The organism is Actinoallomurus iriomotensis, from assembly GCF_030269445.1.
In the GTDB taxonomy this organism is placed as follows: domain Bacteria; phylum Actinomycetota; class Actinomycetes; order Streptosporangiales; family Streptosporangiaceae; genus Actinoallomurus; species Actinoallomurus iriomotensis.
This window is the reverse complement of sequence record NZ_BSTJ01000007.1, coordinates 529,856-541,876: the sequence shown is the minus strand read 5'-3', so window position 1 is coordinate 541,876 and position 12,021 is coordinate 529,856. Positions and strand designations below refer to the sequence as shown.

Genomic DNA, 12,021 nt, shown 5'->3' with positions numbered 1-12,021 from the left:
ACATCCCCTCACCGTCCGGGCCGGCGATCACAATCATGGAAAGGATCTGCGATGACCTCCACCGTCGCGCTCAGCGATGAGATCAAGACCGTTTTCGACCAGGTGTACGCGGCCTGGGCGGCCGGGGACGCCGACGCGTTCGCCGCCGTGTACACCGACGACGTCACCGTGGCGATGCCCGGGGTGTTCAACAAGGGGCGCACGGCCGTACGTGAGCACATGGCCGCCGGGTTCGCCGGACCGCTGAAGGGTTCGCGCGGTGTCGACCAGCCCCTGGACATCCGGGTGTGGGGCGACACCGCCATCGTCGTCAGCAGGGCCGGGATCGTGCTGGCCGGCGAGACCGAGGTATCGGACGACCGGGAGGTCCGCGCCACCTGGGTCCTCATCCGTGCGGACGGCCAGTGGAAGGTCGCGGCCTACACCAACACCCCCGCGAACCGATGACCACGCTCACCAACGTCAGCACCGGCACCGGCGCATCGGCCATCGTGCGCCGGCGGCCGATGCTGGCCGTCCTGCTGCTCGGGCAGTTCATGGGCCTGCTCGACGTGTTCGTCGTCAACGTGGCCATGCCGGTGATCGGCGTCGAACTGCCCGCGTCCGGCAGCTCGCTGCAACTGGTCGTCGGCGGGTACACCGCCGCTTACGCGATGTCGCTGGTCACCGCCGCGCGGCTGGGCGAGATCTTCGGCCATCGGCGGATGTACCTGATCGGCGTCATCATGTTCACCGCCGCGTCGCTGTGTTGCGGACTGGCACCCGGCAGCCTGGCGCTGATCGCCTCTCGGATCGTCCAGGGCGCCGGCGCGGCCGTGATGGCACCACAGATCATGAGCATCATCCAGACCAGATTCGAAGGCCCCGAGCGAGCCAGAGCCCTGTCCGCGTACGGGGTGGTCCTCTCCATCGGCGCCGTCGCCGGACTGATCGCCGGTGGCCTGCTGGTCAACGCCGACCTCTTCGGCACCGGCTGGCGCCCGGCCTTTCTGGTCAACGTCCCCATCGGCATCCTGCTCGCCGTCCTGGTTCCGCGTCTGGTCCCCGCCGACCGGCCGGCGCGGCGCCGCGGGCTCGACCTCCTCGGACTGCTCATCGTCGCGCCGGCGGTGTTCCTGGTGGTCCTGCCGCTCGTCCTCGGACGGGAGCTGGGCTGGCCCGCCTGGACCTTCGTCGCCATCGGCGCGGGTCTCGTCCTCGCAGGCCTGTTCGCCCCCGTCCAGCGACGGGTCATGGCGCGCGGCGGCGACCCGCTGCTGGACCTCGGAGTCCTCCGCGCGCCCGGCCTTCGCGCCGGCGTAGCGACGTTGTCGGCGATGCAGGTGACTTACGGCGGGTTCCTGTTCGTCTTCACTCTGCACCTGGAGAACCGGCTCGGCGCCGGTCCACTGATGGCCGGCCTGACCTACCTGCCGATGTCAATAGCGTTCGGCCTGGTCGGATTCTGCTGGCGGCGACTGCCCCATCGCCTGCACTCCATGGTGACCCCGGCCGGTCTCGCCCTGTGCGCGCTGGCGTACTCGGCCATCGCCATCGACGGCGACCACAGCGGTCCGCTGACCTGGACCGCGTTGATCCTGACAGGAGTAGGCATGGGGCTGTCCGCCAGCCCACTGCTCACCCAGTCCTTGCGGCAGGTGCCCCACGGCCAGGCCGCCGACGCCAGCGGTCTGCTCGGCACCACCATGCAACTCGGGCAGGTCATCGGCGTCGCCGCCTTCGGGACCCTCTACCTCTCCCACGGCAACACCACCGCATTGCCCACCAGCACCCTGTGGATGGCGATCGTCAGCGTCGCCGGCGTCCTCGCCGCGACCAGACTCGCCCGAACACTCCAGTCATGATCGGTGCCGGCCGGTCGAACCATCAGCGCCGCGAGCGGCGGGGGCAGGCCTTCGCCCGGGTCAGCAGGGCGCGCATCTGCAGCACGCCGTGGGCCGGATTGCGCAGCGGGACGGGGAACGGCAGGCGCACGTCGTGGTACCCGCTCGCCCGGCTGAGGCGCAGGACGATGCCGTAGCGGTCGACCCGCAACGGGTCCACGCGGGTCACGCCGAGCAGCGACCGGTGGTCGACCAGCTGGGCCAGCAGCTCGACGGCGTCCCCGTGGGCGCCGGCGAGGTGGGTGAGCAGCTCCGCCTCGGTCGCCGCGAGCGGGTCGGGTTCGGCGGCGGTCAGCTCGTCCACCTCCAGCTCGAACCGCCGCCCGTCGTGCCCGAGCTCGGCGGTCACCGTCTCGAAGCACAGCGCCTCCGCGTTCGCGCGCTGCCCGTCGACGCTCAGCCATCCGCCCAGCAGCACGCGCGCGCGGATCCGGTCGGGCACCGACACCGGCGCGACGTCGATGAACTCCAGCGAGGCCGCCAGGTCACCGCCCGGCGCCCGGGCGACCTCCGCGCCCACGTGGCTGCCGGCCGGCACGTTGAGCAGCAGGCGGCCGGGGGCCTCCAGCGAGTGCAGGCCGACGAGGTCGACGCGGTGCGCCTCGGTCGTCAGGGTCAGGGACCGGGCCGCGGCGAGCACGGAGCGGACCAGCTCGGCGGGGGTCGGCTCCGCGACGGGCGCGGTGGGGTGATCGGTGGCGGACATCCAGCCTCCCTAAGTAAGGTAAGCCTAACCTTAGTCACCGAAGGGACGTCCGTGAACAGCTCACGCCCGAAAACCAAACGCTCCCGCGCCCTGGGGATCCCGCTCACGCCCAAGTGCGTCCGCTACTTCGAGCGCCGCCCGTACCCGCCCGGCCAGGTTCGCCCGCACGATCTACCAGGCCCGGCAGTTCGTCTCCCACCGGCACATCCTGGTGAACGGCGAGCGCGTCAACGTGCCCTCCTATCGCGTACGGCCCGGCTCGGTGATCAGCGTGGCCGAGCGCAGCCGGGCGATGCCGCCCTTCCGGGAGGCCGCGGCGGGCGCGCACGCGCCGGAACGCCTCCCGGACTACCTCCAGGCCGACCATCCCCGGTTGGCCGCCCGGTTCGTACGCCTCCCGGAGCGGCACGAGATCCCGGTACGGTGCGACGTCCAGCTCGTCGTGGAGTACTACTCACGCTGACCGAGGACCTCGGGCACGGGGGCGCCCAGGCGCTCCAGGAGGGCGGCGAGCCGGTGGTCCAGCTCGACCCCGACCGCGGCGATCGCCGCGTCGCCGAAGCTCGCGAACCGCGTGCTCGGCTGGTCCACCGCGAACCACGTCCGGCCATCGGCGTCCTCGTAGATCGCGGTGCGCAGCGGGGCGTACAGCATGACGGCCGGGTCCCGGGTGAACATCCGCTGCGCGGTCGTGTGGTCGCCCATGAGGTACTCCACGCAGTTCCACCGGTCGCCGGCGAGGTTCATGAGCGGGGTGACGTCAAAGCCCCAGTAGCGGAGGAACCCGTGCGGCGCGCTCTCCTCGGTGGCCCGCCGGACGGTCTCCCACGGCGCGCCGGCCCGCTGGAGTTCGGCGAACCGATCGGCGTCGAACGCCGGCACCGCCCGCTCGTACCGTCGGCGGAACTCCCCGTAGGGCACGCCGGCGGCGACCTCCAGTCGGTTCACCTCGTGGGTGACGCTCCGGATCACAGCACGGGTCATACCCCGGTCGCACGGCCCCCGCCCACGTCAGCGCGCCGGGACGGACCAGCAACGGGTCAGGAATCACTTCACAACTTTAATCAAGCCAATAAAGAAGCGATTAACCAGCGAGTTCGATCTCTTGACGGGTCTGTTTTCCCCTTGTTTAATCACGCCATGAATTAAGCCCCAGACCGTGTGGAGACCCCAGGCCCCGCCAGAGCCGCCCGGTCTCCACTCCCCCTCAGGAGACGATCCATGAGATCTCTGCCCCGTCCCCGCGTGGCCACGGTCCTCTGGGCCATGGTCGTCGCACTCACCGTCATGTTCGTCGCCCCGCCGCGGGCCGCCCACGCGGCGGACACCCTGCTCTCGCAGGGCCGGCCCGCCACCGCCTCCTCCACCGAGAACGCCGGCACCCCCGCCTCCGCCGCGGTGGACGGCGACACCGGCACCCGCTGGTCCAGCGCCTTCAGCGATCCCCAGTGGCTCCAGGTCGACCTCGGCGCCTCCGCCACCATCAGCCAGGTCGTGCTCAACTGGGAGGCCGCGTACGCCACCGCGTACCAGATCCAGGTGTCGGCGGACGGCTCCAGCTGGAGCACCGTCTACTCCACCACCACCGGCGCCGGCGGCACGCAGACGCTGACCGTCAGCGGCACCGGCCGCTACGTCCGGATGTACGGCACCGCACGGCACACCCAGTACGGCTACTCGCTGTGGGAGTTCCAGGTGTACGGCTCCACCGGCGGCGGCACGCCCCCGCCCGCCGGCGGTGGAGACCTCGGGCCGAACGTCAAGGTCTTCGACCCGTCGATGTCGAGCAGCAGCGTCCAGAGCCAGCTCGACTCGGTCTTCAGCCAGCAGGAGAGCAACCAGTTCGGCTCACAGCGGTACGCGCTGCTGTTCAAGCCGGGCAGCTACAACGTCAACGCCAACATCGGCTTCTACACCTCGATCGCCGGTCTGGGCCGCAACGTCGACGACGTGACCATCAACGGCGGAGTCACCGTCGACGCCGGCTGGTTCAACGGCAACGCCACCCAGAATTTCTGGCGTTCGGCGGAGAACCTGTCGATCACCCCGTCCGGCGGGTACGACCGCTGGGCGGTCGCGCAGGCGGCGCCGTTCCGCCGCGTCCACGTCCGCGGTGACCTCAACCTCTCCCCGACCGGGTACGGCTGGGCCAGTGGCGGGTACATCGCCGACTCCAAGATCGACGGCACCGTCCAGCCGTACTCCCAGCAGCAGTGGCTCACGCGCGACAGCCAGATCGGCGGCAACCTCAACGGTGTCTGGAACATGGTGTTCTCCGGGGTGGTCGGCGCGCCCGCGCAGAGCTTCCCCAACCCGCCGTACACCGTCCTGGCCAACAGCCCGGTGACCCGGGAGAAGCCCTACCTGTACGTCGACGGCGCGGGCAACTACAACGTGCTCGTGCCGAGCCTGCGGACCAACTCGCGCGGCACCACCTGGGCGAGCGGCTCGACCCCGGGCACGTCGATCCCGCTGAGCCAGTTCTACGTTGCCCATCCCGGTGACAGCGCCGCCACCATCAACGCCGCGCTGAGCTCCGGGCTGAACCTGCTGTTCACGCCCGGCGTCTACCACGTCAGCCAGTCGATCAACGTGACCCGCGCCAACACCGTCGTCCTGGGCCTCGGCTACGCGACGATCGTGCCGGACGGCGGGGCGACCCCCATGACGGTCGCCGACGTCGACGGCGTGAAGATCGCCGGGCTGCTGTTCGACGCCGGGACGACCAACTCGCCGGTGCTGCTCCAGGTCGGCCCGAGCGGCTCGTCGGCGAGCCACGCGAGCAACCCGACCTCGATCCAGGACGTCTTCTTCCGCATCGGCGGCGCCGGGGCGGGCAAGGCGACCAACAGCCTGGTCGTGAACAGCGCCAACACGATCATCGACCACATCTGGGCCTGGCGCGCCGACCACGGCTCGGGCGTCGGCTGGACCACCAACACCGCCGACACCGGCCTCATCGTGAACGGCGCGAACGTCACGGCGTACGGCCTGTTCGTCGAGCACTACCAGAAGTACAACGTCATCTGGAACGGCCAGGGCGGCAAGACGATCTTCTTCCAGAACGAGCTGCCGTACGACCCGCCGAACCAGGCCGCCTACATGAACGGGAGCACGCGCGGCTACGCCGCCTACAAGGTGGCCGACAACGTCACCAGCCATGAGGGCTGGGGCCTGGGCAGCTACTGCTACTTCAACGTCGATCCGTCGATCGTCGACGAGCACGGCTTCGAGGTGCCGAACAACTCGGGAGTGAAGTTCCACGACCTGCTCACGGTGTCGCTCGGCGGCAACGGAGTCATCAACCACGTGATCAACAGCACCGGTGCCGCCGCGCAGGGCACCGACACGGTGCCGGTGGACATCACCAGCTACCCGTGATCGCGGCGTCGGCCGCGCCGCAGGGCCCGGCCGGCGTGTTTCAATGAGCGCGAACCGGTCGGCCCGTGCCCACCATGGCTGGGTGCGGGCCGACCGGTTCCCGGCCTCAGCCCCAGGCCAGGAACCGGTAGTGCAGCCCGGTCGACGATTCCTGCCACGCCCCGACGGAGTCCGGCGGGCGCCCCACGTCCGGTGCGTGCGTGTCACCTTCGAAGGACTCCCGGATCTCGGTGACCACGATCCGGTCCGCGAACGGCAGCGCCGCCCGGTACACCGCGGTGCCGCCCATCACCCACACGTCACCGGACACCGCGGCGAGCGCCTGCGGCAGGTCGGGGAACGTCTCCACGCCCTCCTGCGGCGTGCGCGACAGCACGAGATTGCGCCGGCCCGGCAGCGGCCGGAACCGCGGCGGGAGCGACTCCCAGGTGCGGCGGCCCATGAGCACGGCCGCGCCCGCGGTCAGGGAGCGGAAGTGCTTCTGGTCCTCCGGCAGGCGCCACGGCAGCGTGCCGTCGCGGCCGATGACGCCGTTCGCCGACTGCGCCCAGACGAGCCCGATCACACCGCCACCGGTGCCTTGATGCCGGGGTGCGGGTCGTAGCCGTCGAGCGCGATGTGCTCGTAGGTGTAGTCGAACAGGCTGTCCGCCGGCTTCAGGCCCAGCGTGGGGAACGGCCGCGCCTCGCGGGCGAGCTGCGTGCGGACCTGGTCCTCGTGGTTGTCGTAGATGTGACAGTCGCCCCCGGTCCAGACGAAGTCACCGACGCCGAGGCCCACCTGCTCGGCGATCATGTGCGTCAGCAGCGCGTAGCTCGCGATGTTGAACGGCACGCCGAGGAACAGGTCCGCGCTGCGCTGGTACAGCTGGCAGGAGAGCCGGCCGTCGGCGACGTAGAACTGGAAGAACGCGTGGCACGGCGGCAGCGCCATTCGCGGGATGTCGGCGACGTTCCACGCGGACACGATGATCCGCCGGGAGTCGGGGTTCTCGCGCAGCGTGCGGAGCACCTCGCCGATCTGGTCGACGTGCCCGCCGTCGGGCGTCGGCCACGACCGCCACTGCACGCCGTAGACCGGGCCGAGGTCACCGTCCGGCGCGGCCCACTCGTCCCAGATCGTCACGCCGTTCTCCCGCAGCCACGTGACGTTCGCGTCGCCGCGCAGGAACCACAGCAGCTCGTACGCGATCGAGCGGAAGTGGACCTTCTTGGTCGTGATCAGCGGGAAGCCGTCGGACAGCCGGTAGCGCAGCTGGTGCCCGAAGATCGACCGGGTGCCCGTACCGGTGCGGTCCTCCTTGCGGGCGCCCGTGTCGAGCACGTGGCGGAGCAGGTCTTCGTACTGGGTGTCCGGCATGCCCGTGACCTTAGTGCCCCCGCCGTACCGGGAGGGTCGCCAGCCGGTTGATGATCAGGGACGGCAGCCGTTCCAGCGACTCGGCGGGCACCGCGAGCGTGAGGTCGCCGAACCGGCGCAGCAGCGCGGCCAGCGCGATCCGGGTCTCCAGCCGGGCCAGCGGGGCGCCCAGACAGTGGTGGACGCCGTGGCCGAACGCCAGGTGGCCGCCGGCGTCGCGGGTCAGGTCGAGGACGCCGGGGTCGGGGAAGCGCGCCGGGTCGCGGTTGACCGCCAGCAGCGCGACGACGATGTTCTCCCCCGCCGGGATCCGCCGCCCGGCCACCTCGATCGGCTCGGCGGTGATGGCCGGGATCGGCACCTGTGCCGGAGAGTCGTAGCGCAGCAGCTCCTCGACCGCGGCGGGCAGCCGCTCCGGCTCGGCCCGCAGTAGCGCGAGCTGGGCGGGATCGGCGAACAGGGCGTTCATCCCGTTGGCGATGAGGTTGACGGTCGTCTCGTGCCCGGCGAGCAGGAGCAGGTGGACCATCGAGGTCAGTTCGTCCTCGGTCAGCCGGTCCTCGCCGTCGCGGACCGCGATCAGCGCGGACAGCAGGTCGTCGGCCGGGTCGCGGCGCTTGTCCGCCAGCAGCCCGCGCAGGAACGCCACCATCTCCTCCGACGCGCGGTGGTAGGCCTCGTACCCGGCGAACCGGCCCGCCAGCAGCGGCCCGGCCCACGCGCGCACGTCTTCCCGCGATCCGGGCGGCACGCCGAGCAGCTCGCAGATCACCGTGATGGCCAGCGGCGCGGCGAACGCGGTGATCAGGTCCGCCTCGCCCTCCGCCTTCAGCGTCTCCTCCAGCCCGTCGAGCAGTTCGTCGCAGATCCGCTCGATGCGCGGCGCCAGCGCCTCGACCCGCCGCCGGGTGAAGGCGGCCGACACCAGGCGCCGCAGCCGTGTGTGCTCGGGCGGGTCGGTGTTCAGCATGTGGGAGTCCAGCGCCGTCACCAGCTCGGCCGGCAGCTCGGCCCCGTACGGCGAGGTGGACGCGCCGCTCTTGACCACCCGCGGGTCGGTCAGCACGGCCCTGGCCTCGGCGTGACCGGTCACGACCCAGGCGTCCGCGCCGGTCGCGAGCCTCAGGTGGTGCACCGGGCCGGCCGCGGCCAGCTCGGCGAGCGCCCGGTGCCGCGCACCGTCGCGTACGGCGATGAAAGGGTCGTCAGCGGTCGTCATGCGGCGATCCTGCCATGATCCTTCCGGAACTCGCAGCCGTCAGTGGGTCACGTAGGGGGTCAGGGCGTCACGGATCTGGCGGATGTACGGGGTGCCCTCCCGCACGCTGCCACGGGGGTCGTTCGCGTGGACGACCGTCGCCGGTGAGCAGGGGTCGCCGTTCTCGTCCTCGTCCGCGCCGAACCGGTCGCCGGAGAACCGCGCGGTGGCGACGCGTGCGCCGGTGCGGGCCGCGTACAAGGTGACGCGGAACTCCGTTTTGTACAGGTCGACGGAGTAGTTGCCCGTGGGCCCGCCGGGGCCTCCGAGCGGGCCGTCGATGGGCCCGGACTGCGCGGTGTAGTCGCAGCGCTTCACGAACGCGCCCCGGCCGGCGGTGTCGACGCACGCGACGAGCTGGACCTTCGCGGGATCGGCCGGATCCCAGACGTCGAGCGCCCCGGCGCCGAACGCCTCCGGATGGTCCTCACGCACGTTCCAGTAGCCGTACACGAAGACCGGGTGCGGTTGCGTCGCGGAACGCGCCGCCGCCTGCTTGAAGCCGTGCGGCTTGTCGCACATGGCGCGGTAGCGGGAGACCGTGAACGTCTCGTCGTCGTGGAACAGCGCGAAGGCGCCGCCGCCGAGGACGACGACTCCGGCGAGCACACCCGCCACGATCGTCAACCGTCTCACCCGTTTGATCCTTCCGCCCGGCCCACCCCCACCCGACCGTACGGCAGAGCCGCCGTGCGTCAAGTGCCCGTCGCCCGGCCGGGCGACGGTCATCGTGCGGCCGGGGCCGACTCTCGTCCACGGCCGCCCCGGCTGAGGAAGTCGGCGAGCGGCAGCGTCGCGGCGCCCACCGTGACGGCGTCCGGGCCGAGCCGGCCCAGCTCGATCGTGGTGCGTTCGACCGGGTGGCGCAGGGCGTACGCGCCGGCCGCCCGGCGCACGGCGGGCAGGGCGTGCCGCCCGAGCATGAGACCCGCCCACCCGCTGATGATGATCCGCTCGGGGTTGAAGAGGTTCACCAGGTCGGCGATGCCGGCGCCCAGGTACTCGGCGGTCTCCTCCAGCAGCGCGGCGGCCTTCTCGTCCACGGCGCCCCGGTCGCCCTCGTCGGCGGGCGCGGCGGACGCGAGGAACGCGGCGAGCGCGGTCTCCTCGTCGGCGTCACCCGGATCGCCGCCGATCTCTGCCCAGCGTTCCAGGACGGCCTCGGCGGAGGCGTACGCCTCCAGGCAGCCCCGCGCGCCGCAGCGGCACGCCCGGCCGCGCACCTGCATCGTCGTGTGGCCCCACTCGCCCGCGCTGCTGTGCGCGCCGCCGTACAGGACGCCGTCGGTGATGATGCACGCGCCGACGCCGGAGCCGATCAGCGCGATCACCGCGTGACGCGCTCCCCGGCCCGCGCCGAACCACATCTCCGCCTGGCCGAGGGTCTTCGCGCCGTTGTCGATGAACAGCGGCACCTCCGGCGGCAGGGCGGCGGCGTCGCGCAGCAGCGACTCGATCGGCACGGCGTCCCAGCCGACGGTCTGCCCGTGCACGACCGCGCCGCCGGGCGAACTGCGGTCGACGATGCCGGGCACGCCCACGCCGACGCCGAGCAGCGACTCGGGCGCGACGTCCGCCTCGCGCAGCACGTCGGCCACCGCGTCGCGGATGAACCCGACGATCCGGTCGACGTCGTACCCGCGCGCGGCGAGCGGCCGCTCGGCGCGCGCCAGCTCGGTCAGCGCGAGGTCGAACAGCTCCACGCGCACCCGCGTCTCACCGACGTCGACGCCGATCAGGTAAGCGCTGCGGCGCGCGACGCGCAGCAGAGTGCGGGGGCGGCCTCCGTCCGAGCCGACCGAGCCGGCCTCCTCCAGCAGCCCGTCGGCGGTGAGCTCCGCGACGACGTTGCTGATCGAACCGGAGCTGAGCCCGGTGGCCGGTGCCAGTTCCTGCCGGCTGAGCGGCCCGTCGAAGTAGAGCTTGCGCAGCACGGCCGAGCGGTTGGTGCGGCGCAGATCGCGCACCGTCCGCTTCTCTCGATCCCTCATCACGGCCATCCTCCCCGATGACGCAACCTACCGCCCCCAAAGTCTTGACGAGGATCTTCTCTCACGTCTTAACTCATAACCTAAATTAACTTCCCCGCCGAAGTCGCCTCCGGAGAGGGCCCCGACCATGCGCAGGACCCGGATCACCGCTGCGATAGCAGCCATCACCGTCGCCACCGCCGCCCTGACCGCATGTGGCGGCGGCACCGCCACCGGCAACGGCGGTAACAAGAGTCCCAAGACGCTCACCTACTGGGCGAGCAACCAGGGCAAGAACCTCGACGATGACAAGCAGAAGCTCACGCCCGAACTGCAGAAGTTCGAGAAGCAGACGGGGATCCACGTCAAGCTCGAAGTGGTCGGCTGGCCGGATCTGCTCAACCGCATCCTGACCGCCGCCTCCTCGGGCCAGGGCCCCGACGTCCTCAACATCGGCAACACCTGGTCGGCGTCGCTACAGGCCACGGGCGCGCTGCTGCCCTTCGACGACGGCAACTTCAATGCCATCGGCGGCAAGCAGCGGTTCGTGGCCTCCGCGCTCGGCTCGACCGGCGCGGCCGGCAAGGACCCGGCGGCCGTGCCGCTCTACTCCCTCGCCTACGGCCTCTACTACAACAAGAAGCTCTTCAAGGACGCCGGCATCGCGAACCCGCCGGCCACCTGGTCCGAGCTGATCACCGACGGCAAGAAGCTGACCGGCGGCGGAAAGTACGGCCTGGCCATCGAGGGCGCGAACAACGCCGAGAACATCCACCACGCGTACATCTTCGCCAAACAGCACGGCGGGGACTTCTTCGACGCCGCCGGCAACCCGACCTTCACCTCCCCCGGTGCCGTCGCGGGCGTCAAGCAGTTCGTCGACTTCATGGCCAGCGACAAGATCACCGCGGCGGGCGACGCCGAGTACGCGCAGAACCAGTCGCTGGAGGACTTCGCCAAGGGCAAGGCCGGGATGCTGCTCTGGCAGGCCGCGGGCGTCCAGCTCGCGCAGCGCGGCATGAAGGCGGACGACTGGGGCATCGCCCCGGTGCCCGTGCAGTCCGGCGCGCCGGGCCAGGGCACCCAGGTCGACACGATGGTCGCCGGCATCAACCTCGCCGTCTTCAAGAACACCCAGAACCGCGACGGCGCGCTGAAGTTCGTCAAGTTCATGACGAGCGACGAGGAGCAGAAGATCCTCAACGGCAAGTACGGCTCGATCCCGCCGGTGACCTCCGCGCAGTCGGACCCGCAGTTCTCCAACCCGGAGCAGACCGTCCTGCGTCAGGGTCTCGCCAAGAGCGCCGTGGCGCTCCCCCAGGTGGCGAAGGAGTCGCAGTTCGAGGACGTGGTCGGCCCCGCGCTGAAGGACCTGTTCGCCGACGCCGCGGCCGGCCGGCCGGTCACCGACGACTCGGTCCGCAAGCGCCTTGAGAAGGCCCAGCAGCAGATGGCGGGCTGAGG

The 12,021-nt window shown here is 71.1% G+C and carries 11 protein-coding genes and 1 pseudogene; 5 read left to right on the top strand and 7 right to left on the bottom strand.

Features of this window, described 5'->3' with window-relative positions; translation table 11 throughout:
• Positions 1-51: 51 nt before the first annotated feature.
• Together QSK37_RS29330 and QSK37_RS29325 are read left to right on the top strand one after the other, a co-directional pair.
• The gene (locus QSK37_RS29330) at positions 52-447 is read left to right on the top strand and encodes an SgcJ/EcaC family oxidoreductase (RefSeq protein WP_285627432.1); all 396 of its coding nucleotides are present in this window, start codon (positions 52-54) and stop codon (positions 445-447) included.
• Entirely contained in the window at positions 444-1,844 is a 1,401-nt protein-coding gene (locus QSK37_RS29325; protein ID WP_285627429.1) for an MFS transporter, read from the top strand. Before QSK37_RS29330 ends, QSK37_RS29325 begins: the two co-directional genes overlap by 4 nt.
• 22 nt (positions 1,845-1,866) lie before the next feature.
• Here the strand turns inward: QSK37_RS29325 and QSK37_RS29320 are convergent, their stop codons facing one another.
• Positions 1,867-2,589, bottom strand: a complete 723-nt coding sequence (locus QSK37_RS29320; protein ID WP_285627426.1) for a DUF2470 domain-containing protein — start codon at positions 2,587-2,589, stop codon at positions 1,867-1,869.
• 51 nt (positions 2,590-2,640) lie between these two features.
• On the opposite strand from QSK37_RS29320, the pseudogene rpsD reads away from it, so the two are divergent.
• Positions 2,641-3,052, top strand: a pseudogene (rpsD, locus tag QSK37_RS29315) (30S ribosomal protein S4).
• Here rpsD and QSK37_RS29310 read toward each other — a convergent pair.
• Positions 3,040-3,561 carry a DUF302 domain-containing protein gene (locus QSK37_RS29310; protein ID WP_285627423.1) on the bottom strand — a complete coding sequence of 174 codons (522 nt, stop codon included), beginning with the start codon at positions 3,559-3,561 and terminating at the stop codon, positions 3,040-3,042. The pseudogene rpsD and the gene QSK37_RS29310 overlap by 13 nt on opposite strands.
• 249 nt (positions 3,562-3,810) lie before the next feature.
• Between QSK37_RS29310 and QSK37_RS29305 the strand changes: the two genes are divergently transcribed.
• A complete protein-coding gene (locus tag QSK37_RS29305; RefSeq protein ID WP_285627421.1) occupies positions 3,811-5,970 on the top strand; it encodes a discoidin domain-containing protein in 2,160 nt (719 codons plus the stop codon).
• A gap of 106 nt (positions 5,971-6,076) precedes the next feature.
• Here the strand turns inward: QSK37_RS29305 and QSK37_RS29300 are convergent, their stop codons facing one another.
• The 5 genes from QSK37_RS29300 to QSK37_RS29280 form a co-directional block, all read right to left on the bottom strand.
• Positions 6,077-6,535: a dihydrofolate reductase gene (locus QSK37_RS29300; RefSeq protein WP_285627418.1), complete on the bottom strand. Its 459-nt coding sequence runs from the start codon at positions 6,533-6,535 to the stop codon at positions 6,077-6,079.
• Complete coding sequence (locus tag QSK37_RS29295; RefSeq protein ID WP_285627415.1) at positions 6,532-7,329, bottom strand: thymidylate synthase; 798 nt, start codon at positions 7,327-7,329, stop codon at positions 6,532-6,534. Before QSK37_RS29295 ends, QSK37_RS29300 begins: the two co-directional genes overlap by 4 nt.
• A gap of 10 nt (positions 7,330-7,339) precedes the next feature.
• Entirely contained in the window at positions 7,340-8,548 is a 1,209-nt protein-coding gene (locus QSK37_RS29290; RefSeq protein WP_285627412.1) for a cytochrome P450 family protein, read from the bottom strand.
• A 39-nt stretch (positions 8,549-8,587) separates the two neighbouring features.
• Positions 8,588-9,223, bottom strand: a complete 636-nt coding sequence (locus tag QSK37_RS29285) for a hypothetical protein (RefSeq protein ID WP_285627409.1) — start codon at positions 9,221-9,223, stop codon at positions 8,588-8,590.
• Between the two features lie 89 nt (positions 9,224-9,312).
• Positions 9,313-10,578 carry an ROK family transcriptional regulator gene (locus QSK37_RS29280; RefSeq protein WP_285627406.1) on the bottom strand — a complete coding sequence of 422 codons (1,266 nt, stop codon included), beginning with the start codon at positions 10,576-10,578 and terminating at the stop codon, positions 9,313-9,315.
• 127 nt (positions 10,579-10,705) lie between these two features.
• Between QSK37_RS29280 and QSK37_RS29275 the strand changes: the two genes are divergently transcribed.
• On the top strand, positions 10,706-12,019 hold the full coding sequence (locus QSK37_RS29275; protein WP_285627404.1) for an ABC transporter substrate-binding protein: 1,314 nt from the start codon (positions 10,706-10,708) through the stop codon (positions 12,017-12,019).
• Positions 12,020-12,021 lie beyond the last annotated feature (2 nt).

Excerpts from the sequence above, each read along its gene's own strand:
- QSK37_RS29330 (WP_285627432.1), top strand. The coding sequence starts at position 52 with ATGACCTCCACCGTCGCGCTCAGCGATGAGATCAAGACCGTTTTCGAC.
- QSK37_RS29325 (WP_285627429.1), top strand. The coding sequence starts at position 444 with ATGACCACGCTCACCAACGTCAGCACCGGCACCGGCGCATCGGCCATC.
- QSK37_RS29320 (WP_285627426.1), bottom strand. The coding sequence starts at position 2,589 with ATGTCCGCCACCGATCACCCCACCGCGCCCGTCGCGGAGCCGACCCCC.
- QSK37_RS29305 (WP_285627421.1), top strand. The coding sequence starts at position 3,811 with ATGAGATCTCTGCCCCGTCCCCGCGTGGCCACGGTCCTCTGGGCCATG.
- QSK37_RS29295 (WP_285627415.1), bottom strand. The coding sequence starts at position 7,329 with ATGCCGGACACCCAGTACGAAGACCTGCTCCGCCACGTGCTCGACACG.
- QSK37_RS29290 (WP_285627412.1), bottom strand. The coding sequence starts at position 8,548 with ATGACGACCGCTGACGACCCTTTCATCGCCGTACGCGACGGTGCGCGG.
- QSK37_RS29280 (WP_285627406.1), bottom strand. The coding sequence starts at position 10,578 with ATGAGGGATCGAGAGAAGCGGACGGTGCGCGATCTGCGCCGCACCAAC.
- QSK37_RS29275 (WP_285627404.1), top strand. The coding sequence starts at position 10,706 with ATGCGCAGGACCCGGATCACCGCTGCGATAGCAGCCATCACCGTCGCC.